Origin of the sequence: Geobacter sp. AOG1 (assembly GCF_019972315.1) — a bacterium.
GTDB lineage: Bacteria > Desulfobacterota > Desulfuromonadia > Geobacterales > Geobacteraceae > Geomobilimonas.
This window is the reverse complement of sequence record NZ_BLIZ01000001.1, coordinates 1,073,050-1,096,029: the sequence shown is the minus strand read 5'-3', so window position 1 is coordinate 1,096,029 and position 22,980 is coordinate 1,073,050. Positions and strand designations below refer to the sequence as shown.

26 protein-coding genes and 1 pseudogene are annotated in these 22,980 nt (G+C 58.3%); 11 read left to right on the top strand and 16 right to left on the bottom strand.

Going from position 1 to position 22,980, the window contains the following annotated elements; all coding sequences use genetic code 11:
* Positions 1-47: 47 nt before the first annotated feature.
* The 3 genes from LDN04_RS04955 to LDN04_RS04945 all read right to left on the bottom strand — a co-directional run bounded on the left by LDN04_RS04955 (position 48) and on the right by LDN04_RS04945 (position 2,798).
* Entirely contained in the window at positions 48-326 is a 279-nt protein-coding gene (locus tag LDN04_RS04955) for an acyl carrier protein (protein ID WP_223907091.1), read from the bottom strand.
* Complete coding sequence (locus LDN04_RS04950) at positions 323-1,897, bottom strand: amino acid adenylation domain-containing protein (protein WP_223907088.1); 1,575 nt, start codon at positions 1,895-1,897, stop codon at positions 323-325. The genes LDN04_RS04955 and LDN04_RS04950 overlap by 4 nt, the downstream gene beginning before the upstream one ends.
* A 268-nt stretch (positions 1,898-2,165) precedes the next feature.
* Positions 2,166-2,798 carry an HAD family hydrolase gene (locus tag LDN04_RS04945; protein WP_223907086.1) on the bottom strand — a complete coding sequence of 211 codons (633 nt, stop codon included), beginning with the start codon at positions 2,796-2,798 and terminating at the stop codon, positions 2,166-2,168.
* Positions 2,799-2,937: 139 nt separating this feature from the next.
* Here LDN04_RS04945 and LDN04_RS04940 point away from each other — a divergent pair, with 139 nt between their 5' ends.
* A complete protein-coding gene (locus tag LDN04_RS04940) occupies positions 2,938-3,369 on the top strand; it encodes an FKBP-type peptidyl-prolyl cis-trans isomerase (RefSeq protein WP_223907083.1) in 432 nt (143 codons plus the stop codon).
* Between the two features lie 158 nt (positions 3,370-3,527).
* On the opposite strand, the gene rnhA is transcribed toward LDN04_RS04940, so the two are convergent.
* The 6 genes from rnhA to LDN04_RS04910 form a co-directional block, all read right to left on the bottom strand.
* Positions 3,528-4,982, bottom strand: coding sequence for a ribonuclease HI (rnhA, locus tag LDN04_RS16950; protein ID WP_223907080.1), 1,455 nt, complete (start codon positions 4,980-4,982; stop codon positions 3,528-3,530).
* 225 nt (positions 4,983-5,207) lie between these two features.
* Positions 5,208-6,491, bottom strand: coding sequence for an ATP-binding protein (locus LDN04_RS04930; protein WP_223907077.1), 1,284 nt, complete (start codon positions 6,489-6,491; stop codon positions 5,208-5,210).
* Between the two features lie 189 nt (positions 6,492-6,680).
* On the bottom strand, positions 6,681-6,947 hold the full coding sequence (locus LDN04_RS04925; protein WP_223907074.1) for a hypothetical protein: 267 nt from the start codon (positions 6,945-6,947) through the stop codon (positions 6,681-6,683).
* A 65-nt stretch (positions 6,948-7,012) separates the two neighbouring features.
* Positions 7,013-8,668 (bottom strand): pyridoxal-dependent aspartate 1-decarboxylase PanP, encoded by a 1,656-nt coding sequence (gene panP, locus LDN04_RS04920; RefSeq protein WP_223907071.1) that lies wholly within the window; start codon positions 8,666-8,668, stop codon positions 7,013-7,015.
* A gap of 66 nt (positions 8,669-8,734) precedes the next feature.
* The gene (locus LDN04_RS04915) at positions 8,735-9,256 is read right to left on the bottom strand and encodes a GNAT family N-acetyltransferase (RefSeq protein ID WP_223907068.1); all 522 of its coding nucleotides are present in this window, start codon (positions 9,254-9,256) and stop codon (positions 8,735-8,737) included.
* A 19-nt stretch (positions 9,257-9,275) separates the two neighbouring features.
* Positions 9,276-9,788 carry a M48 family metallopeptidase gene (locus LDN04_RS04910; protein ID WP_223907065.1) on the bottom strand — a complete coding sequence of 171 codons (513 nt, stop codon included), beginning with the start codon at positions 9,786-9,788 and terminating at the stop codon, positions 9,276-9,278.
* Between the two features lie 127 nt (positions 9,789-9,915).
* Between LDN04_RS04910 and LDN04_RS04905 the strand changes: the two genes are divergently transcribed.
* The gene (locus LDN04_RS04905) at positions 9,916-11,100 is read left to right on the top strand and encodes an MFS transporter (protein ID WP_223913339.1); all 1,185 of its coding nucleotides are present in this window, start codon (positions 9,916-9,918) and stop codon (positions 11,098-11,100) included.
* Between the two features lie 57 nt (positions 11,101-11,157).
* Here the strand turns inward: LDN04_RS04905 and LDN04_RS04900 are convergent, their stop codons facing one another.
* Both LDN04_RS04900 and LDN04_RS04895 read right to left on the bottom strand, forming a co-directional pair.
* Entirely contained in the window at positions 11,158-11,787 is a 630-nt protein-coding gene (locus LDN04_RS04900) for an HAD family phosphatase (protein WP_223907063.1), read from the bottom strand.
* 171 nt (positions 11,788-11,958) lie between these two features.
* The gene (locus tag LDN04_RS04895) at positions 11,959-12,570 is read right to left on the bottom strand and encodes a DUF4410 domain-containing protein (protein ID WP_223907060.1); all 612 of its coding nucleotides are present in this window, start codon (positions 12,568-12,570) and stop codon (positions 11,959-11,961) included.
* Between the two features lie 214 nt (positions 12,571-12,784).
* Between LDN04_RS04895 and LDN04_RS04890 the strand changes: the two genes are divergently transcribed.
* The gene (locus LDN04_RS04890) at positions 12,785-14,104 is read left to right on the top strand and encodes a diaminopimelate decarboxylase (protein ID WP_223907057.1); all 1,320 of its coding nucleotides are present in this window, start codon (positions 12,785-12,787) and stop codon (positions 14,102-14,104) included.
* 250 nt (positions 14,105-14,354) lie between these two features.
* On the opposite strand, the gene LDN04_RS04885 is transcribed toward LDN04_RS04890, so the two are convergent.
* A complete protein-coding gene (locus LDN04_RS04885) occupies positions 14,355-14,813 on the bottom strand; it encodes an SRPBCC domain-containing protein (protein ID WP_223907055.1) in 459 nt (152 codons plus the stop codon).
* Between the two features lie 147 nt (positions 14,814-14,960).
* Between LDN04_RS04885 and LDN04_RS04880 the strand changes: the two genes are divergently transcribed.
* The 3 genes and pseudogenes from LDN04_RS04880 (at position 14,961) to LDN04_RS04870 (ending at position 16,704) form a co-directional block, all read left to right on the top strand.
* Positions 14,961-15,548, top strand: coding sequence for a TetR/AcrR family transcriptional regulator (locus LDN04_RS04880; RefSeq protein WP_223907052.1), 588 nt, complete (start codon positions 14,961-14,963; stop codon positions 15,546-15,548).
* A gap of 70 nt (positions 15,549-15,618) precedes the next feature.
* Entirely contained in the window at positions 15,619-16,023 is a 405-nt protein-coding gene (locus LDN04_RS04875) for a hypothetical protein (protein WP_223907049.1), read from the top strand.
* Positions 16,024-16,067: 44 nt separating this feature from the next.
* Positions 16,068-16,704 (top strand): annotated as a pseudogene (locus tag LDN04_RS04870) (flavodoxin family protein).
* Positions 16,705-16,813: 109 nt separating this feature from the next.
* Here LDN04_RS04870 and LDN04_RS04865 read toward each other — a convergent pair.
* A complete protein-coding gene (locus LDN04_RS04865) occupies positions 16,814-17,473 on the bottom strand; it encodes a hypothetical protein (protein WP_223907043.1) in 660 nt (219 codons plus the stop codon).
* A gap of 205 nt (positions 17,474-17,678) precedes the next feature.
* On the opposite strand from LDN04_RS04865, the gene katG reads away from it, so the two are divergent.
* From katG to LDN04_RS04850, 3 genes are all read left to right on the top strand, one after another.
* Positions 17,679-19,874, top strand: a complete 2,196-nt coding sequence (gene katG / locus LDN04_RS04860; RefSeq protein WP_223907040.1) for a catalase/peroxidase HPI — start codon at positions 17,679-17,681, stop codon at positions 19,872-19,874.
* 76 nt (positions 19,875-19,950) lie between these two features.
* Positions 19,951-20,322 carry a VOC family protein gene (locus tag LDN04_RS04855; RefSeq protein WP_223907038.1) on the top strand — a complete coding sequence of 124 codons (372 nt, stop codon included), beginning with the start codon at positions 19,951-19,953 and terminating at the stop codon, positions 20,320-20,322.
* Positions 20,323-20,361: 39 nt separating this feature from the next.
* Positions 20,362-20,757, top strand: coding sequence for a hypothetical protein (locus tag LDN04_RS04850; protein WP_223907036.1), 396 nt, complete (start codon positions 20,362-20,364; stop codon positions 20,755-20,757).
* Positions 20,758-20,881: 124 nt separating this feature from the next.
* On the opposite strand, the gene LDN04_RS04845 is transcribed toward LDN04_RS04850, so the two are convergent.
* Genes LDN04_RS04845 through LDN04_RS04835 form a run of 3 tightly spaced genes read right to left on the bottom strand, consistent with a single transcriptional unit; the run spans position 20,882 to position 21,981 of the window.
* The gene (locus LDN04_RS04845; RefSeq protein WP_223907034.1) at positions 20,882-21,121 is read right to left on the bottom strand and encodes a DUF1653 domain-containing protein; all 240 of its coding nucleotides are present in this window, start codon (positions 21,119-21,121) and stop codon (positions 20,882-20,884) included.
* The gene (locus LDN04_RS04840; protein WP_223907031.1) at positions 21,118-21,468 is read right to left on the bottom strand and encodes an MGMT family protein; all 351 of its coding nucleotides are present in this window, start codon (positions 21,466-21,468) and stop codon (positions 21,118-21,120) included. Before LDN04_RS04840 ends, LDN04_RS04845 begins: the two co-directional genes overlap by 4 nt.
* 18 nt (positions 21,469-21,486) lie before the next feature.
* Positions 21,487-21,981 (bottom strand): hypothetical protein, encoded by a 495-nt coding sequence (locus LDN04_RS04835; RefSeq protein ID WP_223907029.1) that lies wholly within the window; start codon positions 21,979-21,981, stop codon positions 21,487-21,489.
* Positions 21,982-22,339: 358 nt separating this feature from the next.
* On the opposite strand from LDN04_RS04835, the gene LDN04_RS04830 reads away from it, so the two are divergent.
* Together LDN04_RS04830 and cowN are read left to right on the top strand one after the other, a co-directional pair.
* Complete coding sequence (locus LDN04_RS04830) at positions 22,340-22,654, top strand: P-II family nitrogen regulator (protein WP_223907027.1); 315 nt, start codon at positions 22,340-22,342, stop codon at positions 22,652-22,654.
* A gap of 3 nt (positions 22,655-22,657) precedes the next feature.
* Positions 22,658-22,960: a N(2)-fixation sustaining protein CowN gene (gene cowN / locus LDN04_RS04825; protein WP_223907025.1), complete on the top strand. Its 303-nt coding sequence runs from the start codon at positions 22,658-22,660 to the stop codon at positions 22,958-22,960.
* The last annotated feature ends 20 nt before the right edge of the window (positions 22,961-22,980 follow it).

Sequence of the window (22,980 nt, the reverse complement as noted above, 5' to 3'; positions counted from 1 at the left end):
AGGTAGATCTCGAGTGGGCAATTCCGTGAACGTTTGATTGCCGCCATTTACGCGAGACCTTTCAGTTTCAGCGAACTGACGTAATGACAAAGGGATCCAACGATGGAAAGCTGCACCGGGTCAATTTCGTCAAAATCAAGCTCCACCTCAAACTGCTCCTGCAGCACTACGGTCATCTCCAGAAACGCAAGGGAATCGATTACCCCACTGACGAGGAGATCAAAGTCGTCGTTGACCTCCGCTGCAGAAATGCCACACACCATTAGCCGCTCTTCGACGAAATCAAGCAGAAACTCCCGCACCATGCCAGCTGAAAAATGGTTCATGACTGACTCCCCAAGAGATTCATGAGTGTCTTGCGATCGACCTTGCCGTTACTGTTCAGAGGGAAGCTCTCCACGAGGTAAACCTGCTTAGGAACCATATAATCAGGCAACCTTTTTTCGACCCGTGATAGGATTTCCTGAACAGATCGACGGGATTTTTTCAAAAAGCCGATCACACCCTTTGCCCCGCTTTCAGTCACCGGCCATCCCAGCACAATTGCAACATCGGTCTCGGCCTCCTCGCGAAGCACCGACTCGACCTCGCCAAGTTCCACCCGATGCCCGAGAACCTTTATCTGCATATCCATCCGCCCCAGATAAATCAGCGGCTTATCGCCAACCGGCCGTCGCACTCGGTCACCGGTACGATAGTAGGTATCCTTTTTGCCTGGTGGCACCACAAAAGCGGCCGCGGTCTTCTCGGGGTCCTGCCAGTAACCGAGGCTCCTCTGCGGGCCGGTCATCAACAGTTCGCCGATTTCCCCCGGCTCGACTTCCTCCAGGTTCTCATTCACCACCAGTTTCGACATCGCAGGATAGGGCTGGCCGATAGGCACCAGACCATTTTCACATTCGGCGGGAGAGTTGTGGCGGTCCCAGCGGTAAAGGGTGCATGCAATGGTCAGTTCCGTCGGGCCGTACAGGTTTTCAATGAGAGACTGTGGGACAGCTTCGCACCATGCCGAAACCAGTGATGCAGGCAGTCCCTCTCCGCAAAAAAGACTGAGCCGGAGCGTGGGATATGAGTTGGGTTTGAGCATGCCCAGTGTTTTCATGAAAATTCCGGTCGAGGGGACGGAAAACCATACGGTGATTTTCGAATCCTGAATGTACTTCTGGGGCATAATGGCCTGTTTTTTCGATGGACAGCAGACACATGCACCCCGCTCCCAGGCGACAAACATGTCGAAAACCGAAAGATCGAAGGTCATGTCAAACATCTGGGAAAACCGGTCATACTCGTTGATCCGGTAACGCTCGACCATGGCATCGATGAACGTGAGAACATTGCGATGTGAAACCATGACCCCCTTGGGAATGCCGGTGCTACCGGAAGTGAAGAGCACATAGGCCGGCGAATTCTGAGATATCTCGACAGGACTCCAGCGCTCTGCAGGTTCCAGGTCATCTGCCCCCAAAAACCTGTGCAACGGGAATTGCTCCGCCAGGAAGCCAACATCCCTGCGTTCAGGAAGGATGATGGTGAGCGGTTCACTGACCCCCTCCAGAATCTGGTTGAACTGCTGTGCCGATTCGGTGTCGACGATCATCCGTCCGCAACCGGACCGCTGCAGCATAAGCCGCGTCCGTTCCGGCGGGAAGGTCGTGTTTAAGGGGACATACCCGTGGCCGCTGAAAAGGGCTGCCAAAACGCCGACAAAAGCCGTTTCGGAGCGGTAGGCGAACACAGCCGTGAGGTCAGACTGGGGACTGGGTGCTTGTTGCTGCAACGTTGCCGCAAGCGAGGCCGCCTTTTCATAAAGTTTTCCGTAGGTCAGAAGTGTCCCCTGCACTTCAAGGGCGGGGCGTTCCGCGAAATACTCTCGCGAGTGAATGAATCCTGAAGTCAATGTACGAGGCTTCCGACTCATGTGATGTTACCTTCTCGGATCATTCATGGCGAACCGGGTGAATGATCCCTGACGCCACCAGCTCCTCACAAAAACATGAATTTACTCTAATACATATTTTGGCGAAGTCAATCACCATGGCCCCCTGAACTGCTTGAGTTCGACTCTGACCTGCACATCGTGCCGTCACAACCCGGAGCAACGCGCAAATGCAAAAAAGGCGGCCGATTGGCCGCCTTTTGAATTAGTCCATGTGCATCGACTGGGGTCAGGAGGCCGGCACGGGAACGGCATCCGTCAGCCCCTGGGCCAACTCCTCAAGATTTGCCACCGCCAGGTCGGCAAGTTCCGGCCAGCGGAAGGCGCCGCTGCGGTCCACATGGATGGTGGCGGTGCCGGCGGCGCGCCCCACCTGGAGGTCGAAGAGGTAGTCCCCCACCATCACCGCCTCGTCCGGAGCGCTCCCCCAGGCGTCAAGCAGCTTGGCGATACCCGCCGGATGGGGTTTCGGCGCGGCCTCGTCCCGGCCGAGGACCGCGTCCGGGCGAAAGTATTGCTTGAGGCCGATCTGGTCCAAGGTATGGAGCGCAATCTCCCGCGTGTTGCGGGTGAGGATTCCGACCTGCGAGCCGCGGCGGAGCAGCCGGTCGAGCAGCCGTCCGGCGCCGGGTGCGGCGGCGGTCCTGGCGGCAAGCTCATACTCGATCTCGATCAGCCGGGCATGCTTTTCGGCGGCCTCGACCGCCGGCAGGGAGGCAAGGAACTGGATAATGTCGGGGTCGGATTCGGCCATGCCGAGTTCTGCGCGGATGGCGGCAAAATCGTGCACCGGCAGGGTCAACGTGCCGTCCAGGTCGAAGATCCAGCAGCGACGGGCAAGTATGTGATGTCGATGTGCCATACCAGCAGGATAATCTTTTTTGTCCATTGGGGCAACCGGGATATGCTCCCGCAGCCCACCACGGCCGTTGACGACAGTGGATTTTCAATGCTAGGATATCGGCCGCTGCATCCAAATTCCATCATAGTGAGGAGCACCGATGAAGAGATTGATCATTGCAACCGTTGCCACGATTCTCGCAGTTCCTGCCTTTGCTTCGGCTAACGACGCCATCGACAAGGCCGCCAAGGAAAAGGGCGCCGTGAAGACCCCATCCGGAATGGTCTACCTGTCCATTAAGGATGGCAAGGGCAAGTCGCCGAAAGCCACCGACACCGTGGAAGTCAACTATCGCGGCACCCTGACGGACGGCACGGAGTTTGACAGCTCCTACAAACGCAACCAGTCCATCAGTTTCCCCCTCTCCAGGGTAATCCCCTGCTGGACCGAAGGAGTCCAGAAGATGAAGGTCGGCGGCAAGGCCAAACTGGTCTGCCCCCCCGAACTTGCCTACGGTACCCGGGGCGCAGGGAGTGCCGTCCCCCCCAATGCGACCCTCATTTTCGAGGTTGAACTGCTCAATATAAAATAGGTGCCCCGGCCAGCAGTTCCGGGACCCTGAAACGTCAAAACGTCGTGAAACCTATCAGAACAAGGTTTCACGACGTTTCTTTTTAATGAATACAGCATTCGGCAGTTGCAAGGGGTCCGCAAAGAGCGACTTTCTTCAACTGCCGCATCCATATTGATTCAACAGAGCAGCAGCTGACCGTCGGCATCGGCCTCGTATGCGGTCTCCTCAATAATCCGAGCCGGTGCCGGCCCGGCAGGGGCAGTCGCCTTCGGGATGGCGCTCTCTTTCTTTTCCCGTTCCTCCGCCTGTCGTGCCGCCCGCGCGTTCTCCTCCGTCGTCCGCACCCCCGCCTCTGCTGCCCGCTTTGCCAGCCTGTCGCAGCGCTCGTTGAACGGATGCCCGTCATGGCCACGCACCCATTCCCAGGTGACCTGATGGTTGGCGGAGAGGGCTGCCAGCTGCTGCCAGAGGTCCTGGTTCTTGAGGGCGTCCGGCTCCTCCAGGCGACCGGTGCGCTTCCAGCCCGCAAGCCATTCGCCCATCCCCCGGACCAGGTACTGCGAATCGCTGAAGACGCGCACCCTCGACCGTTTCTGCAGCGCCTCCAGTCCCCTGATCGCCGCCGTCAGTTCCATCCGTTGCGAGGTGGCGGCGGGCTCAAACCCGCTCAGCTCCTTCTCGGACTCCCCATAGCGCAGGATCACCCCATACCCCCCGGGACCGGCGTCCCTCCCCGAGCCGTCGCAGTAGATCTCCACCACGCCGGGGGGTGGCGGGGTGAAGGCGAGCTCCAGAGCCGAAAATTCCAACTCCCGCAAAAGGGGCATCAGCTCCGGGAGGTTCGGCGTCCGGCGCTGCAGCGAGGCCAAGTCCAGATCCAGGGGGACGTCATAGCGAACGGTGGCCAGGGTTTTCGAGAGCCGGGCCTGGTCGGCATGGACGTGCAGATTTTCCCGGCGCTGCTTGCCGTTCACCAGGCTTTTCCACTCGAGCACCCCTTCCAGGGAACCGAACCGCCGGACCAGTCCGGCAGCGGTCTTCTCGCCGATCCCGGGAACTCCCGGGATATTGTCCGAGACATCGCCGGCCAGCCCCAGCACATCGGGCACCTGCTCCGGTGGGACACCGAAGCGGTCCAGGACCTCCCGGGAGCCGGACCGCAGTTCCTTCATGGTGTCCAGCAGACCGATCCCGTCGCCGACAATCTGCAGCAGGTCCTTGTCGCCGGTAACGACCGTGACCTCCATACCCTCTGCGGCAGAACGGCGGGCCAGGGTGGCGATGACATCGTCGGCCTCGAAGCCGGGGACTTCCAGGGCCGGGATATTGAGGGCCTGCAAGATTTGCCTTATGTACGGCAGCTGGGAAACGAGGTCCGCGGGCATGGCGTCCCGATGCGCCTTGTAGGGGGGGTAGAGCTCCCGGCGAAAGGTCTCTTCCCGGGGAGGGTCGAACACGACGGCGAGGTAATCGGGACGGTTCTCCTGCAGGAGGCCGAGGAGCAACCGGGTGAAGCCGAAGACGGCATTGGTCGGCATACCGCCGGAGGTGGCGAGATCCCGTACGCCATAATAGGCACGGTAGATATAGCTGGAGCCATCCAGTACATAGAGTTGCGGCACTGCGTTCACATTCTCTCCCGACGCGGGTACTCCCCGGCGAATTCTTCTCTTCACCGGCCGGGGTAAGAATCGCACATCCTGGAGATCAAGCCAACCTTTTTACGCGGAGCACCGGAAACAGCAAAGGCGGCCGATTGGCCGCCTTTTGAATCAAGCGTGATGTCCCCACATCGATGAAGAATATCTCTGTCAAAGCCGTCAATATATCCACCAGTAATGATTCTGGTGATGATTTTAAACCAATAGCCAGCGATAAAGCGGCTCAACACGTATTTTGATCCCGTCCAGTTCAAATTCTTCCGAGCTGTCGAGGGTAATGATCAAGCCTTCCTGCAATCCGAATTCCCTGCAGCACTCCATTAGACCTTTAATCTCACGCTTCCGGGTCTTTTCATCACTCAGCTTTACCGTGACCTGAATAGCTTCCGTCACGTCTGACCCGTGTTTTACGATGAAATCGCATTCGGATTTGTCTTTGAAAAAGCAGATATCTTTCTCACGTCGTTTCAGTTCCAGATAAACTGCCTGCTCCAGAGACTTGCTGGTATCGTCGGAAAATTTGTAATCGATCGCGTTTAACAGTCCGTTATCGATGACATAGATCTTCTTCTCGCCCAACTCCCGGTCCACTAGCGAGTTCGTATGTTTTTTCAATATCTGCGCCATGTAGATGTTCACGCAGGCTTCCAGATTGTCGTACAGCTGGGTTTTGCCTATTTTGAACCCTGATGACTTTAACTCGTTATAGATATTATTGACCGAGACCTGCTTTGTCGCCGATGCCATAATTCGTTTCAGAAAGAATTTCAGCGCCGGCAGATTCTTGATCTCATACCGTTCGAGCAAGTCACGATAGATCATGACATTGAAGTATTCCTGCAGCACCCGGTTGCGTAAAGCATCGTCGTATCCGACAACTTCAGGGAAACCGCCATGCTTCAGGTAGCCTTCCAGCTGGTGGTTGATCTGTGCTATAGACCTCGAGCTGTTAACGTCCGGAACAATGTCCTTGAAGGACAGATACTCGCGGAACGACAGAGGGTACACCTCATAACTGATGGTTCTCCCTCGAAGACTTGTGGCAATCTCGCTGCTCAGAAAGCGTGCGTTAGACCCGGTGATGTAGATATTTTTCGTTCCCTTGTCGTACAGTCGCCGCACGAATTTGTCCCAACCATCAATGTTCTGGATTTCATCAAAGAAAAAGTAGCACCCCTCCAAGTGCAAATCAGGATAAAGCTCCTGGTAAGCCTGCAGCAAGAGATCAAGCTCCTCTGTTTTCAGATCTAGCCGCTCATCCTCAAAGTTGACATACAGAATCCTGTCCATTGGAACGCCCTGTTTCAGGAGGTCCTCAATGAGATTGAACAGGTACGAAGTCTTACCGCTTCGTCTCACCCCCACGAGTGTAATAATTTTCCCCGTGGTAGTGGGTACCCGCAATGTTCGACGTTTAAGCGCCGGCAGCGGGGAAACATGAAAATCTCTGATGATCTGTTTCAGCAATTCTTTCTTCATGGCAAGGAAATAATAGCAGAAATTTTCCTTTATTCAAGGAAAAACATCCACACAATATGTCTCTTCCCGGGGAGGATCGAATACGGCGGCAAGGAAACAGCAAAGGCGGCCGATTGGCCGCCTCATGATAAGCAATGTAGCTTTGGGGTGCGTTACTCGTGGAACACGATCTTTGTTAACACAATATTCCTACATATGCCTGGATAAGGGGGTAGACTTGCCCTGTCCTCTGGCTTCATCAAACTCTTCGGTATTCTTCGGCCACCCTCTCACGACAATCGCAAGATAGCGCAAAGCATCCACAGCAAGCTTAGCAAGAACATTTACCACGTGCTTGGCTAGTTCACAAATCATCCAGAATACTGCTACAAGAAACAGTAGGTAAAGAGCTTTCAGTATCACTGTGCCTGGTCCAAGGCCACTTATCCCATTCCATATCATCTGTAAAAACTGCATGATTATCCCTCTTTTCGCCTCATATTTGATTACGAGTACAACTTCAAGAATCCCAGGGACCGTATTTAATTACCCTGCGCATCCACTAAAGCACAGACCCCCTCCACCTGCCGCAGCAAAGCCTGAATCTCCGGCTGCTGCACGATCTCGCACTGTTCCGTCAGAATCGCCGCCAGTAACCCGTCGGTGGTCAGCGGGTTGGCCAGGACGACCCGCAGGACGGTGAGTTCCTCGCCATGACGCGCCACCCGCAGCCGGGTCCGGGAGACGAAGGTCTTGCCCGCTTCCCGCTGGTGTTTTTGCAGCAGCTGGCAGACCTGGTCGAGGAGCGCATTGATGACAAGCCGCTGCCGGGCCGGCGCTGCGGCCAGGGTCTGCTGTACTTTGCGCGGACAGTAGCGGTAGGTGAGGATATTCAGCTCCGGTTCGCTGGTCAGTTCGAAATCGGGATGTTGCCGGATCATGGCGGCAAAGGTCTTCGCCCGCTCGATCCCCATGTCGATGAGCAGCTCGTACCCCTTGCGGCCGATGATGGAAAAACCGGCATGGACCAGCATCGCCATACCCGGCCTCGACCCTTCGAGGGTATGGCTCCCCAGGTCCTTGGAGCCGTAACGCAGGATATAGTTGGCGTGATGCTCGATGGCCGACAGGGCGGTGGGGTCCTTAAAGACGACCATCCCCGCCCCCATGGGGACATAGAGCTGCTTGTGGGCATCGATGGTGACCGAGTCGGCCCGCTGGATGCCGGCGAGGAGATGGCGGTAACGGTCGGAAAAGAGGGTCGGGCCACCCCAGGCGGCGTCCACATGGAAATGGCAGCCGAGCTCCTGGGCGAAATCGGCCAGCGCCTCCAAGGGATCCACGTTGCCGGTTTCGGTGGTGCCGGCGATCCCCACCACCGCCAGCGGCAGGATGTTCCGCTCCCGCAGGCGCCGGCACTCTTCACGCAGTACCTTCATGTCGATGCGGTTCTGGGCGTCAGTCGGTATCTTGACCAGGTTGTCCCGGCCAAGACCGAGGAGGTCGGCGGCCTTGCCGAAGGAATAGTGGCCCCGCTCGGAGACGAGGACCGCAATCCCGTCACAGCCGCGATGCTTTAACGCCCGCCCGAGCCCTTCCTGCGCGATGCCGCCAAATGCCCCGTCCGGCGCGAAGAGACGGTTGCGCGCCACCCAGAGCGCCGTGACGTTGGCGATGGTGCCGCCGGAGCAGAAGGCCCCCAGGGCATGCTGGCTGTTGTGGATCCAAGGGGGATAGAAGTCGTCATCCCGGCGGTAGACCAGGTGATGGAGCATGGCGAGGACCTGCCGCTCCATGGGGGTGAAGGCCTTGGAGGTCTCCACCTTGACCAGGTTCTGGTTGAGGGCGGTCATGAGGCGTGCCAGGGGGAGCATGAAGTAGGGGAGCGCCGAGGTCATGTGCCCGACAAAACCGGGGGCGGCGGTATGCACCGACTGGGCGACGAGGTGAGTCTTGACGAATTCGGTATACTCGGAGACGTAGGTCGGTTCTTCGGGGATGGCGGCGGCGGAGAAATGGGTCTCGATCTCTTCCAGGTTCCGTTCGATGGCGACGATATGCGTCTGCAGAAAGCCGGCGACATCGGCGGCAATCGCCTGATCGATGGCGCCGAGGGTCGAATCGGGCGATTCCGGCACGGTGAAGATCCGGTACAGGTTTTCCAGGTTGGCGCGGGCTGCATCACGATTTTTCGGCATTAACATTTCACCTTCGGGGAAAAGGGAACTCCCCCCTCTTTCTTGGCTATCGGCTCTCCCCGACCCTCACCGTGTCCGGCGCTTCTTACCCTGCGGGCTTGGCGGTGCAGCAGCAGGTGTAAACTCGGGTTCATACCCCACCGTGAATCTGGTGTCGACGGTGTTGCGCATGCTCAGGAAATGCGCATTGTTTTTGTCAAAGGAACAGATGGGAGCACTGCAGGGCTCGAAGCCGAACCTCTTGTAGTAGCCCGGTTCCCCCAGGACAAACAGGGTCTGGCTTTTGATCGCCTCCTGCCGCAGGGCAAACCTGAGCAGTTCCGCACCCACCCCCTGCTTTTGAAAATCGGGTGCCACGGCCATGGGGGCCAGGTGCAACCCGCAGGTGTCGTTGCCGTGATAGGCGTTGGTAAAGGCGATGTAGGCGATGACCTTGTTGACATGGATGCAGACCCATTCGTGGACGGGCTTCCCATGCTCGTGGAGTTTCTGCACCAGCCCGGCTTCGTAGTCACTCCCGGGAAAGGCGCGCTGCAACAGGGCGTAGACCTTGGGACGGTTCTCTATGGTCAGTTTCTGTATTTTCATGGAGGCTCCGGCACTTTGGTCAGGCTTGCAGATACGGTGATCCCGCCATCTCCACCTGGGTCAGGAACAGCCGTGTATCGAATTCCAGCTGGTGGTAGGCGGGTTCCATGTACGCGCACAGCTGGTAGAAAGCCTTGTTGTGCTCCTTTTCCTTCAGGTGCGCCAGCTCGTGCACGACGATCATCTTCAGAAATTCCACGGGAGCGTCCCGGAAGACGGAGGCGATGCGGATCTCGTGCTTTGCCTTCAGCTTCCCCCCCTGGACCCGTGACACAAAGGTGTGGGTCCCCAGGGCGTTGTTGAGCACATGGATCTTCCCGTCGTAGGCCACCCTGCTCAGCGGCTGGGTGGTGCGCAGGAACTCGTTCTTTATGTCGACGGTAAACGCGTAGAGCGCCCTGTCGGTTCTTACTTCGTGCGCCTTCGGATAGCGCTGTACAAGGACGCTCCCCAGCCGGTTCTCGGCAATCAGCTGGGCCACCTGGGCCGTTATGTGCGGTGAATAGCCTGCCAGATATTTCAATTGGTGCATCTGCAGTTTCGTCCCTTCTCGTTCGTTCCCGTATCATACTCGCAGTCGCCCCACAGGTCAAATGCGCAGCGCGGGAGCGTCACCTTTCCCCTTCATAATTGGCCCCAAATGCTTCATAATGCTCACCATGACCTCCCTCCGGCGTAACGTCCCCCTGCTCTATGCCTTCTCCTTCCTCCAGATGACCCTCTTTCCCATGGCGGTCATTACCCTGTTCTGGAAGGACCATATCGGACTGTCCCTGTCCCAGATCCTGCTCCTGCAGAGCATCTTCGCCGTGGCGATGGTGGTGATGGAGTACCCGTCCGGGTACATCAGCGACCGGGTCGGCTACCGGACGGCCCTCACCTTTGCCTCCTTCCTCGGCATAGTGGGATGGGGGTTCTACACCGTCGCCACGTCGTTTCACGACGTCCTCATTGCCGAAATCCTCCTCGGCATATCCACGTCCTTCATCAGCGGCACGGACAGCGCCCTCCTCTACGAATCCCTGAAGGGAACGGAGGAGGAACCTGCCTATGCCCGTTTCGAAGGGCGCTCCACCGGGTTCGGCCAGACCGGCGAGGCAGCGGGGGCGCTCTTCGCCGGCGTTCTCTACGCACACTACCCCCTCCTCCCCTTCATCCTCCAGGTGGGGGTATGGGTGCTTGCGCTGCTCCTCACCCGCGGGTTGACGGAACCGCAGCGTGAACGGAATCACCAAATCAGTCACCTGCAAGAGGCGCTCGCTTCGGCGCGCTACGTCTTCATCGAGAACCGGCGCCTCCGCGCAGCGATCCTCCTCAGCATCGCGCTGGGACTCTCCTCCTTCTACCCGGTCTGGCTGATCCAGCCTTACATGCGTGATGCCGGCGTCCCCCTCGCCTCCTTCGGTCCGATCTGGGCGGGGGCCAACCTCACCGTCGCCATCTGCGCCTTCCTGAGCCATCGGGTGCGGGCCTTCCTGGGGGACAGGGGGATGGTCCTGCTGCTGGTGCTGCTGGTCTGGGGGGGATTCCTGGGGTTGGGGCTGGCGGCGGGGGTGTGGGGATTTCTCTTCTACTATCTTCTGACGGCCATGCGGGGGATGAAGGGTCCGTTCCTTCTTCACGCCGCCCAGGCCGAGATTCCGTCGGTAAACCGGGCCGGCATGCTGTCGCTCCAGTCTCTCTGTTTCCGGCTGCTGTTCGCGCTCACCGGCCCCCTGGTGGGGAAGTATGCCGACGCCCGCGGGGTGGGGGAAACCTTCCGGCTGCTCGGCATCGCCTTCGTCCTGATCCTCCCCCCGCTGGTTTATCTCTTCCTGAAGCAGCGGCGCGTCGCCGGCCGGTGACCGCTCGGACACGAGCCGCCGGGCAGGCCCCGCTGGATTCCGGAACCACCTTGCCCCCTAGTCGAGTCCCAGGAGCGGCGGGAGCTCGCGGATACCTTCCAAGCGCCAGCGGGCAGCGCTGAAATCGCCCCCGCGGTTAAGGTCGCCAGGGATCGCGGCGACGGTCAGACCGGCCCGGGCGGCGGCAACAACCCCCCGTTCCGAATCCTCGATGGCCAGACAGCGGCCGGGATGGAGCCCGGCACGGACACAGGCGGTCCGGTACGGCTCAGGATCGGGCTTGGATGCGCCGTAGTCCTCGCGGGTGAGGATGAAATCGAAGTAGCCGAGCAGCCCGCTGTTGCGATGCATCTGCAGGAAATTCTCCCGCCTGCAGCTGGTGACGATCGCCATGGGTAGCCGGCCGTGGAGCCGCTCCAGGGTATCGTGAACCCCCGGGTACACCCGTGCTTCCTCACCCAGCAGCCGGAAATAGATGTCGTTCCGCAACCTGCGCAGTTCCTCCGCATCGCTGTCGCTGGCGGCGAGGCTAAGTACACTCTCCCCCTGACGCAGGGAGATCCGGCAGAACTCTTCGAGGGAAAGCTTCACCCCCGCCTGCGCCAGCGCCTCGGCATTGGCCTGATAATAGAGGTGCTCGGTCTCCATCAGCACCCCGTCGTTGTCCCAGAAAATCCCGTCAAACATCGTCGCTTACACCTCGTGTCACTCCGTGCTCTTTCCCTGGATCGATATTCCAGGATACATTGTGGTTCAGCTTGCAGTAAAACTTCAAGAGCAGAAATTGCAAAGGCGGCCGGTTGGCCGCCTTTTGAGGTACGTATCATGCCACGGGAACTTCCGAAAAATTGCTCTCTATCAATAAATTTCTTTTATGAACTCGGCCAGCTCTTCACCCTCGTCCTGCGCCTGCACCATAAAGGCCTTGGTCATGTTGCTGCTCCCCAGGGTGTTGCCTTCTCCGCCGGAGCGGATATCCTTGATCTTCACCAGCACGGTGCCCGTTGCGGCGTCGACCAATTCGGCATCGATGGAAATGTTGGTCTTGGTGCTCTTGGGGGCCGCGAAGCCCAGGAACCATTTGGCCGCGCCAACCCCGCCGTTGAACTTGGTGATTTTTCCCTGCAGGATGACCGCCCTGGTCTTGGTTGAGCTGTTGGCCTCGACCTTCTTGAAGATGTTATGTTTTTTCAGGTTCTTCACCGTGCTGTCGGTAAGCGCCTTGACGATCTCTTTTTTCGCGTCTTGCAGCATCTTCATTTCTTCATCGTCGATGTTGGCGATTTCCGCGTCCTTCGTTGAGTAATCCTTGACGACGATCGTATCGTATTTTGTCCCGAGCCGCTCGCCGGTCAGGATCTCCTCTTCATCGAATTTATCGGGCTTGGGAAGGGTGTTCGCTGCCAGCAGGCAGGTAGCGGATGTGGCGAGGGTAAGGACCAGAACCAGCAGGATGAGCATTCGTTGCATGTGTACCTCCAATGGTAAGTGATGGATTTCTGCGCGGCGACCTTCAAACTATCATGGGATGGGGTTTTGAAAAATCTTTTTTTGTGACCCCATTTTCTGCAACAAACTTCCAGAACGGTGTTGCACTGCGCCGGTCGAAAATGGTACATAGAAGGGTAACCCTCTTCCCGTTGCCGGGGAGCGGGCTCATATCACATTTTGTGAGGTTGAAAGCATGGCAATGACATACTTCGGTCCGACCAGACTGGACGCAACGCTCATCCCGAAAATAGCCCGGCAGTGGGGAACGCCGGTCTATCTGCATGACCAGGAATACATAGAAAACAGCTGCGACCAGCTGCTGAACATGCCCAATGCCTACGGCCTGCATGTTCGCTACGCCATGAAGGCAAACTCGGATCGTACCGTCCTGCGGGTCGTCACCAACAAGGGACTGGATCTTGATTGCTCGTCCCTCGACGAAGCGGCCCGTGCCTTTGCCGCCGGGGTTCCCTATGCCCGGATGATGCTGACCACCCAGGAGGTCCCGTCCGGTGAGGAGCGCAAAGAGCTGGAGGAGATGGTTCGGGCCGGCCTGAAGTACAACGTCTGCTCCATGACGCAGTTTCAACTGATTGCCGACTTCGCCAAAAAGAACAACATCGACCTCTCCATGAGGGTCCATCCGGGGGCCGCCGGCGGCGGTGAAAGTCAGACCCGCGATACCGGCAGCGAATATTCCTGCTTCGGCGTGCACCTGAACGACGTCCCCACGGTAAAGGCCCTGGCCGACGAAAAGGGGCTGCGCTTCACCCAGGTGCATGTCCATATCGGTTCCGGGGGGGACCCGGAAAAATGGCGGGAGAACATCGACCGCGAACTGGGCTTCGTCAAGACCTATTTCCCCGATGCCACCACGGTCAGCTTCGGCGGCGGGCTCAAGGTCGCCCGGATGCCGGGGGAAAAACAGGCCGACATCGCCTCGCTGGGCGCCTATGCGAAGCAGCGGATAGAGGAGTTCAAGGAGGCGACCGGCCGCGAACTGCAGATGGAGATCGAGCCGGGGACCTTTGTGGTCGCCAACTCGGGCCATATCATCACCCGGATCATCGACAAGAAGCTGACCAACGAGCTGAACTTCCTGATCGTCGACGGTGGCATGGAGCTGCTGACGCGCCCGCTCCTGTACGGCTCCGAGCACCCCATCGCCATCATCCGCCAGGACGGTACGCTGCTCTCCAGCGAGTATGACGGCAAGCCGACGGCCGGGCTGAAATCCTTCGGGATCGTGGGGCGCTGCTGCGAAAGCGGCGATTCGGTCCGTCTGGACAATGATGGCAACATCGTGCCGGTGCTGATCGCCGAACCGGAAATCGGTGACTATGTCGTCATAGGCGGCACGGGAGCCTATTCCGAGAGCATGTCGCCGGAGAACTACAACTCCCACCGCAAGCCACCGGCAGTCATGAGGACACGCAGTTCCGAACTGGTTCTGATCAGGAAGAAGCAGGTGCGTGAGCAGATCTACCAGAACGAGCTGGATGTGAAACTGTAATCAGCAGGTTGTTGAAAAACAGCCATCTCGCCGTCGTCCTCGAAAGCCCCTTTGTGCGGCGTAGCGCTGTTTATGCCCGTTGCTTGGGTGCTACGCCTCCGCGGGACTTTCTGCGGGTACGTCGATCTGACTATTTTTGAACAACCTTAAGTTATTCAAAAGAATGATCAGCCATAAACGAAAGAGGCCAAGGGGTATGCGACCCTTGGCCTCTTTTTATGTGAGATTGGCTGATAACCGGACGGTGGATTTAATTCCAGTTATCGATTTTCAGATCATGGGGTGAGGGCTTCCCTCTCCCTGTTTCCACATACTCACGCAGGCTTAACAGGAACGTGGCCCACTTCATACTGCAGTGATAGGTTGCCTCAACAGCCTCGCGCCAGTTTCTGTGGCCGAAGAGGACAATCGTCTGGTTGTCCTGCTCTGTCAGTTGGAACGTGATGTCAGTGCCAACCCATTCCTCCGGCCCCTCTACGCAGCGCCATCGCACATCTTTGTTATCGTTGAGCTCCTGCACTTCCATGACCATTCCGCCCAGAAGTTCGCCTGACTGCGTGCGAAAGCGGAATTCGATCTTTCCTCCGACCTGGGTATCGCCCAGAACTTCGTCGGTCCACCAGTGGGCCAGACCTTCCAAAGTTGTCAACGCGTTATAGACCCGAGCCGCAGGGGCTTTGATCCCGATTCGATGAAGAATGTCTACCATGTCAGCCACCTCCCGTACTATGTAGTCATGATAGTAATTGTAATCCTGTCGCGTGCAAAACGCGAGGGGGTATGAATCGAGGCCTTCGCCCACGGTACGTAAAAAAAACCCTTGACCATACTAGACCGTTCTGTCTAGTATGTATCCATGACCAGACGCGACACACGAGCGGAGCTGATAAAAACAGGGATGCAGCTGTTTGCCACCGGTGGGTACAACGCCACCGGCATCGACACCGTGCTGAAGCAGGCAGGGGTACCGAAAGGCTGCTTCTACCACCACTTCGGCAGCAAGGAAGAATTCGGCCTGGCGGTCATCGAGGCCTTTGCCGGCCGTTTTCTGGCCCGGCTGGACGTCTTCCTGGCGGATGAATCGGCAACTCCGCTGGAGCGACTGCGGATTTTTCTCGAACGGGGTCTGACCCAGCTGGCCGAGCACCACTGCACGGTCGGCTGCCTGATCGGCGATCTGGGGCAGGAGCTGGCCGCCAGCAACGACCGGCTGCGCGGCCGCCTCGACGAAATCATCCTCTCCTGGCGGGAGCGTTTTGCCGTCTGCATCAGTGAAGCCCAGCAGGCGGGAGAGCTCCCCCGATCCTATGACCCCCACGTCATTGCCGGATTTATCTTTTCCGGCTGGGAGGGGGCCATCCTCAGCGCCAAAGTCATGAGATCCCCCCAACCGGTGCGGGACTTCATCGACACCCTCTTCAGCACCGTCCTCACGAAACCGTAGTCACCCAACGATACCGTCACCATGTCCGGCATCGCCGGATGAACAGCAAACCTGAAAAGGAGCACCACACATGGCAGTACACGAAATCAGCGCTGAAACCCGCAGTAACTTCCACCTCTTCTGCGACAACTTCCCCTTTCCCGTCATGCTGGTCCACAAGGACCGGACGATCCTCGCCGTAAACAAGGCGGGGGAGGCGGTCGGCTACCCTACCGGCATCCGCTGCGTCGAAATGGGAGAGAAAGAGCACCACAAAGGGTGCCAGGCCAACCAGGCGCTGGCCGAGCAGACCGCCAAGCGGGTCGTCGGCTGGTTCGACTTCGCAGGCGCCGTTCTGGACTCGTACTGGATCCCCCTGGCCGGCAGCAGCGATCTGTATCTGCATTTTGCCGCGGATATCACCGAATGGGCGAAGGCGGAGATGGTTCCGAAGACGTGTGCCGCCGCCGGCTGCTCCACCTGCAACTGCGGGTGAGGTGAAACGGGCATTTGAAGTTATCTCATGACAAAGGAGAACGTATGAACGTCGTGGCATTCAACGGTAGCCCCAACAAGGAGGGGAACACCTGGCATGCGCTGAAGATGGTGACTGCGGAGCTGGAACGGGAGGGGATCGAGACCGAGATCGTCCATGTGGGGAACAAGGCGGTCAGGGGGTGCATCGCCTGCTATCAATGCGTCAAGAACCGGAACGAGCAGTGCGTGCTCCCCAACGACGAGGTCAACGAGTGGATTCAGAAGATGAAGCGGGCGGACGGGATCATCCTCGGCTCCCCGGTGCACTATTCCGCCATCGGCGGCACCATGAAATCGTTCCTGGACCGCGCCTTCTTCGTCACCGGCGTCAATGACAGCATGCTCCGTCACAAGGTAGGGGCCTCGGTGGTCGCGGTGCGGCGCTCCGGCGGCCTTGCCGACCTTCGACCAGCTGAACAACTTCCTCAACTATGCCGAGATGCTGCTGCCGACCTCCAACTACTGGAACGTAATCCATGGCCGAACCCCGGGCGAGGTGGTCCAGGACCTGGAGGGGGTGCAGATCATGCGGGTGCTGGGGAAAAACATGGCCTGGCTGCTGAAGCTGGTGGCGCATGGCAAGGGGGCCATCCCCCCGCCGGAACGGGAAGACAAAACGTTCTTCAGCTTCATTCACTGAGACCGGGAAAGGATTCTCCTGAACCACTCATACATCTGACATTTCGCACAAAATAGAAAAGGCGGCCGATTGGTCGCCTTTTCTCCCTCACTTCCTCTCAGTTGCCTGGTCAATTCACCATTTTCGGGAACTGCTTGGCAAGCCCGCCCGCCAAGGCATCGGCAATGACATACATATGGGCCTTCATTTCATCCCACACTTTAGCCTCGCCAACATAATCCTTGCCGGCCAGCGCCTCAAGCTGGGCAATATGGTGACCACCATGGGCGTAGAGCAGCCCCTTGAGAGTTTCTTTGGGCAGATACGGATTGGCGCCACTCAAAAACGCCGCGATCTCATCTGCATTCTTGATTAATTTGTCCTTGGCCGTCACTTTACCCGCTTTGTCGTCCCCATAGGTGGCGATCATGAACTCTTTCACGGCCCCGTAGTGCCCCGCCAGCAAGCCAAACAGCTTGTCCGACGCTGCCTTGCCGTAGAACGGTTCGATCGAACCTGCTATGGCCTTGGCATTTGCGACAACGTTTTCCTCCGCGACCTTCGCGGCCTCGTTATCACCGTATCGTGTCGCCACCGCCACGTTCCTCACCCAGAAGACGTGGCCAAGCCACAGGTCACGTAACCCTGCTTGCAGGTCGGTTGCTTTAGTTGTCGCGGTTGTCTGCTTTGCCGCATCCATATGGGAGTGTTCGGCAGTGAATGCCGGCGTAGCACCTGTGAACATAGCTGTAACGCCTATCGTCAATATTGATATCAGTAACTTTTTCATGACGTTTGCCTCCCTTCCTTCTTTTCCATCTCTAGGCCCAGTATACTCCTATCGCCAGAAAACATATATCAAAAGTTGAATATATTGGTGGTTGAGTCAATTATCCTCAGCTCAGCATGCCCCCTGTTTTGGGGTATACTATGACCCAGTCATAAAATCCCTCGTCACCTCTAACATCCAAACCTCAAAGGAAAGGAGAACAGAGATGAATAAAGATAGCACGTGTCCGGTAACGGGCCGAGAAGACAAACCCACTGCCAGCAGAGGCACATCGATCCAGCACTGGTGGCCAAACCAGTTGAACCTCAAGATTCTTCATCAGAATTCTGACATGATCAACCCGATGGGCAAGGAGTTCAACTACGCTGAGGAATTCAATAAACTTGACCTGGAGGCCCTGAAGAAGGACCTCTATGCGCTGATGACCGACTCGCAGGGGTGGTGGCCGGCTGACTACGGTCATTACGGGGGGCTCTTCATCCGGATGGCGTGGCACAGCGCTGGCACCTACCGCACCGGAGACGGCCGCGGCGGCGGCTCCTCGGGTTCGCAGCGCTTCGCGCCGCTCAACAGCTGGCCGGATAACGTCAACCTCGATAAAGCGCGCCGTTTGCTCTGGCCGATCAAGCAGAAATACGGCAAGAAGATCTCATGGGCCGACCTGATGATACTCGCCGGCAACTGCGCTTTGGAGTCGATGGGGTTCAAGACGTTCGGCTTCGGCGGTGGGCGTGAAGACATCTGGGAGCCCGAAGAAGACATTTACTGGGGGGCTGAGGAGACGTGGCTCGGAGACAAGCGCTACAGCGGTGACCGGGAACTCGAGAATCCTCTCGCCGCCGTGCAGATGGGGCTGATCTACGTTAACCCGGAAGGGCCGAACGGCGACCCGGATCCGGTCGCCTCGGGCCGTGACGTTCGCGAGACCTTCGCACGCATGGCAATGAACGACGAAGAGACCGTCGCGCTCATCGCCGGCGGGCACACCTTCGGCAAGTGTCATGGCGCCGGCCCCGCGTCCCATGTGGGGCCTGAGCCCGAAGCGGCCGGCATCGAGGAGCAGGGACTCGGCTGGAAGAGCAGCTTCGGCAGCGGCAAAGGGGGCGATACGATCGGCAGCGGCATCGAGGGTGCCTGGAAAGCGCACCCGACCAGATGGGATATGGGCTATCTGAACACGCTGTTCAAATTCGAGTGGGAGCTGGTCAAGAGCCCGGCCGGCGCAAATCAGTGGCTGGCCAAGGACGTGGCCGACGAGGACATGGTGGTTGACGCCCACGACCCGTCGAAGATGCACCGGCCGATGATGACCACGGCGGACCTCTCCCTTCGCTTCGACCCGATCTACGAGCCGATCGCGCGGCACTACCAGCAGAACCCCGAGGAATTCGCGGACGCCTTCGCCAGGGCGTGGTTCAAGCTGACTCACCGCGACATGGGCCCGCGTTCGCGCTATCTCGGCCCTGAGGTCCCAGCGGAAGAGCTCCTGTGGCAAGACCCCGTCCCGGCAGTCACGCATGAATTGATTGACAAGCAGGACATCGCCGCCCTCAAAGGCAAGATCCTCGCTTCGGGACTGTCTGTCTCCCAGCTGGTCTCGACGGCCTGGGCGGCGGCGTCCACGTTCCGCGGCTCCGACAAGCGTGGCGGGGCGAACGGTGCGCGCATCCGTCTCGCGCCGCAGAAGGATTGGGAAGTCAACCAGCCTGCCCAACTGCAAACGGTGCTGCAGGCCCTTGAGAAAATCCGGAAGGAGTTCAACAGCGCGCAGTCGGGAGGGAAGATGGTTTCGCTCGCCGACGTGATTGTTCTTGGCGGATGCGCAGGTATCGAGCAGGCTGCGAAGAATGCCGGCTTTAAAGTGACCGTTCCCTTCGCGCCGGGGCGCACGGATGCGTCGCAGGAGCAAACCGACGCGGAGGCGTTCGCCGTTCTCGAGCCTGTTGCAGACGGGTTCCGTAACTACCTCAAAACCAGATATACCGTATCGGCGGAGGAGTTGCTGGTCGATCGGGCGCAATTGCTGACGCTGACCGCCCCAGAGATGACGGTGCTTATTGGCGGCATGCGCGTCTTGAACGCCAACTTCGGACAGTCCCGGCACGGCGTCTTCACCAAGCGACCGGAGACGCTCACCAATGACTTCTTCGTGAATCTGCTCGACATGGGCACCACCTGGAAGGCGTCCCCTGAAGCCGGCGACCTGTTCGAGGGGCGTGATCGCGAAAGCGGCGAACTCACGTGGACCGGCACCCGTGTCGATCTGATCTTCGGTTCGAACTCCCAACTCCGGGCCTTGTCGGAAGTCTACGGATGTGAGGATTCGCAGGAAAGATTCCTGCACGACTTTGTAGCGGCATGGAACAAAGTAATGAACCTTGACCGGTACGATCTTGCCTGATCGTATAAGATACGACGCTTGAGAACAGAAGTAGTAATGGGAATCAACACTCCATGAGCATGAAGGGAGAACGGCCATGAAAAACAACGCGGTATGCTGGTTTGAAATATATGTGCAGGACATTGAGCGGGCCAAAGCTTTTTACGAGACGGTCTTACAAACAAAGCTGGAGCGCCTGAACAGTCCGGACGTAGAGTTGTGGAGTTTTCCGATGGATATGGACCGCTGGGGCGCCGGTGGTGCCCTGGTAAAGATGGACGGTGTTCCTTCAGGCGGCAACAGCACATTAGTCTACTTCAGTTGCGACGACTGCGCAGTCGAGTCAGGAAGGGTCACAGCGGCTGGCGGTCTGGTGCAGCGTGAAAAATGGTCCATCGGTGAATACGGTTACATTGCCCTGGCAGTCGATACCGAAGGAAACATGTTTGGTCTGCATTCAGTGAAATAACGACAGTAACGGCAGCGGTGAGAGGAGAGAGTCGCCACCATGATCTACCCGTCAACTACCATAAGCATGCAGATCGCGCGTGAACCCGCAGCGGTTTACGCGTTCGTCTCTGCACTTGAAAATTTTCCCCTGTGGGCAACGACATTCTGTAAGTCGATCAGGAAAGAGCAGGACAACTGGGTGATGGAGACGTCACTGGGACCGATGTCGATCAGGCTTGCCCCGCAGAACAGTCTGGGTGTACTGGATCATTACGTGACACCTCCCTCCGGGGAGACGCTCTATGTGCCGCTGCGGGTGGTGACAAACGGCTCGGGGAGCGAGATGCTTTTTACCCTCTTCCGCCTCCCCGGGGTGAGCGACGAGGCCTATGCGGCCGATGCCGCCCTGGTCAGGCAGGATCTGAACAGCTTGAAGGAGCTGTTGGAGCGATAGCCGGGGAGCGCCACTCGTAGTGAAAACAAGATAGGTTCCCGGAAAAGCGCCACGAAGCAATAAAGGCGGCCAATTGGCCGCCTTTTGCATTACGTATGATGTCCCTTAATGACTGTCGGGCCGATCATGCCGGGTGCTCCAGAATTTCCGCGTCAATGGGGGTGAAGCGCGGCACCTCCTGCCCGGCAACGATCACCCTCTCCATGAACATCGCCAGGGGCCGTACCCAGAGGGAGTCGTTATCGTAGAGACAGCGGTAGACCACCAGCAGTTCGTCGGTCTCACTGTGGCGCGCCGTGCCGATGACCCGGTACTCCCCACCCTTGTAATGCCGGTAGAGTCCCGGCGCAGGTACCTGATTCATAATCGCTCCTTAGTCCGGTTCCGCCCTGCGCGACCGCCATCTGGATCCCAGCCGTAGCGGACGAGATCGACCCGTCCCCGGGCATCGAACTGCACACCTTCGGCTTCCAGCAGCTGCCGTTGGATGAGATCGCCGTCACCGCTGCGGCGTGGGCTGACTTTCCCCTGGCTGTTGATCACCCGCTGCCACGGGACATCGTGGCCGGCCGGCAGCGCTGCCATGGCGAAGCCGACGGTACGCGCCGTACAAGCGACCTGCCGGGCGATGCGGCCGTAGGTTGTGACCCGCCCTGCCGGAACCCGGCGGACATGGGCGTAGATGCTACTATAGAGGGGGCTGGCAGTCATGTCGTGTCAGATTATCCCCTAACCTGCCAGAGCCGCCAGAATCTCGCCCAGGTGATCGATGTGGAACTGGATATGGTACTCGCCCAGGCCATAGATCATTCCGTCCAGCGTCGGATACTCGCCCAGGGGAGAATCCTTCAGTTCCGGGATATGCGCTGTCCGTGCCAGTTGCTCCTCGGTCAGCCCAGCCGCAAAGTCGGCAACCCGCCGATAATTCAACTCACACTCCGCCACCAGCTCACTGAAGCTCATGGCAGCTCGCTGTTCGGTATAAAACGGATTGCCGGCATCGAGAACGAGCAGCGGGCAATCGTTGTCGACAAAGGCCCTGAGGAGCGGCAGGTGACCGACCCCCTCGGGACCGCAGAGGTGGGAAAGAATCTCCTTGGGTGACCACCGGTCCGTCGGCGCGCGCGAAGCCAGGTTCTCGTCCACCCCCTGGCATACCTGTTTCAGGGCTGCTACTTTCTGCCCGATTATTTCAGCCAATTGCTTGCCACGTGAAGTTGCCATACTGACACCTCCTGGTGAAACTCATCTCCTTGTCATCATTGTACGCCTTTTGTCCCCCGTACCGGCATATTTTCTATCCCCGGGTGACACACTAAAGGCGGCCGATTGGCCGCCTTAAATTAAGTATGATGCCCGCGGACTTCTTATTCGATCTCCGGCTGACTATTTTCTGGACAAGCGGTACTCTCCCGCCATCGTTTTCAGCAACCTGACGCTTCCCCCGCCTCGTGATGCCGGCGAGTGCCCTATAATTATTGCGATTTTACTCTGCGTTGACTTGGCACGGGTAATGTATTTCCCTGTGTGCACTACAAAATCATGTCGGCAGCCAGCGTCGTCTGCCCTACGGAGGCCGGTCATGAAACAGATAGAAGCGGTTGTCGATCAGTTCAGGCTGCAGGAGGTACGGAGCGCCCTCGAGGATATGGGGATCGAGGACATCATGGAGAGCACGATCAGATGCCGCCAGAAGGGACGGGCCATGATGTTTCGCGGTGCCACGTTCATGGCAACCATCGTCGAAAAGGTCAGGATCGAGATCGTTGCGACGGACGATGCGGTTGCCGGCATCATCGAGACCATCTCGGCCGTCGCCCGACCCGGACGCAAGGAAGAGTGCCGGATTGCCATTTACCCTTACCTGGAAACGACATTATTCCAGCCCGTGGGGTAGGTAATGACTGATACGAAACCTGACCGGTACGTCACCTTCAGGGGGATCGACGGCGACGGCAATGCACGCCGGCTGGTGGCCATGCTGCGGCGGCATATCGACGACCCGGCAAAATCCAACCCCTTCTGGGAAAAGTTCAAGGAGAAGCTGGCTGTGGCCGGTTTGGCCGAGGCCAACGGTGGTCGTGTCCTTGATGAACTGTTCCTGGTCCATTCCTACATCAACAATATCAGCGAACTGTTCGAGGAGCATGACGACCGGGAAGCACTGGCGTTACTCCGTCAGGTTGAGACTGAATCGTGCTGAGAAGCGCGATCTGGTCAGCC

What these genes read in the sequence shown, in the direction of transcription:
- LDN04_RS04955 (WP_223907091.1), bottom strand. Translation starts at nt 326, where the DNA reads ATGAACCATTTTTCAGCTGGCATGGTGCGGGAGTTTCTGCTTGATTTC.
- LDN04_RS04945 (WP_223907086.1), bottom strand. Translation starts at nt 2,798, where the DNA reads ATGGCACATCGACATCACATACTTGCCCGTCGCTGCTGGATCTTCGAC.
- LDN04_RS04940 (WP_223907083.1), top strand. Translation starts at nt 2,938, where the DNA reads ATGAAGAGATTGATCATTGCAACCGTTGCCACGATTCTCGCAGTTCCT.
- LDN04_RS04930 (WP_223907077.1), bottom strand. Translation starts at nt 6,491, where the DNA reads ATGAAGAAAGAATTGCTGAAACAGATCATCAGAGATTTTCATGTTTCC.
- LDN04_RS04925 (WP_223907074.1), bottom strand. Translation starts at nt 6,947, where the DNA reads ATGCAGTTTTTACAGATGATATGGAATGGGATAAGTGGCCTTGGACCA.
- panP (WP_223907071.1), bottom strand. Translation starts at nt 8,668, where the DNA reads ATGCCGAAAAATCGTGATGCAGCCCGCGCCAACCTGGAAAACCTGTAC.
- LDN04_RS04915 (WP_223907068.1), bottom strand. Translation starts at nt 9,256, where the DNA reads ATGAAAATACAGAAACTGACCATAGAGAACCGTCCCAAGGTCTACGCC.
- LDN04_RS04910 (WP_223907065.1), bottom strand. Translation starts at nt 9,788, where the DNA reads ATGCACCAATTGAAATATCTGGCAGGCTATTCACCGCACATAACGGCC.
- LDN04_RS04905 (WP_223913339.1), top strand. Translation starts at nt 9,916, where the DNA reads ATGACCTCCCTCCGGCGTAACGTCCCCCTGCTCTATGCCTTCTCCTTC.
- LDN04_RS04900 (WP_223907063.1), bottom strand. Translation starts at nt 11,787, where the DNA reads ATGTTTGACGGGATTTTCTGGGACAACGACGGGGTGCTGATGGAGACC.
- LDN04_RS04895 (WP_223907060.1), bottom strand. Translation starts at nt 12,570, where the DNA reads ATGCAACGAATGCTCATCCTGCTGGTTCTGGTCCTTACCCTCGCCACA.
- LDN04_RS04890 (WP_223907057.1), top strand. Translation starts at nt 12,785, where the DNA reads ATGGCAATGACATACTTCGGTCCGACCAGACTGGACGCAACGCTCATC.
- LDN04_RS04885 (WP_223907055.1), bottom strand. Translation starts at nt 14,813, where the DNA reads ATGGTAGACATTCTTCATCGAATCGGGATCAAAGCCCCTGCGGCTCGG.
- LDN04_RS04880 (WP_223907052.1), top strand. Translation starts at nt 14,961, where the DNA reads ATGACCAGACGCGACACACGAGCGGAGCTGATAAAAACAGGGATGCAG.
- LDN04_RS04875 (WP_223907049.1), top strand. Translation starts at nt 15,619, where the DNA reads ATGGCAGTACACGAAATCAGCGCTGAAACCCGCAGTAACTTCCACCTC.
- LDN04_RS04865 (WP_223907043.1), bottom strand. Translation starts at nt 17,473, where the DNA reads ATGAAAAAGTTACTGATATCAATATTGACGATAGGCGTTACAGCTATG.
- katG (WP_223907040.1), top strand. Translation starts at nt 17,679, where the DNA reads ATGAATAAAGATAGCACGTGTCCGGTAACGGGCCGAGAAGACAAACCC.
- LDN04_RS04855 (WP_223907038.1), top strand. Translation starts at nt 19,951, where the DNA reads ATGAAAAACAACGCGGTATGCTGGTTTGAAATATATGTGCAGGACATT.
- LDN04_RS04850 (WP_223907036.1), top strand. Translation starts at nt 20,362, where the DNA reads ATGATCTACCCGTCAACTACCATAAGCATGCAGATCGCGCGTGAACCC.
- LDN04_RS04845 (WP_223907034.1), bottom strand. Translation starts at nt 21,121, where the DNA reads ATGAATCAGGTACCTGCGCCGGGACTCTACCGGCATTACAAGGGTGGG.
- LDN04_RS04840 (WP_223907031.1), bottom strand. Translation starts at nt 21,468, where the DNA reads ATGACTGCCAGCCCCCTCTATAGTAGCATCTACGCCCATGTCCGCCGG.
- LDN04_RS04835 (WP_223907029.1), bottom strand. Translation starts at nt 21,981, where the DNA reads ATGGCAACTTCACGTGGCAAGCAATTGGCTGAAATAATCGGGCAGAAA.
- LDN04_RS04830 (WP_223907027.1), top strand. Translation starts at nt 22,340, where the DNA reads ATGAAACAGATAGAAGCGGTTGTCGATCAGTTCAGGCTGCAGGAGGTA.
- cowN (WP_223907025.1), top strand. Translation starts at nt 22,658, where the DNA reads ATGACTGATACGAAACCTGACCGGTACGTCACCTTCAGGGGGATCGAC.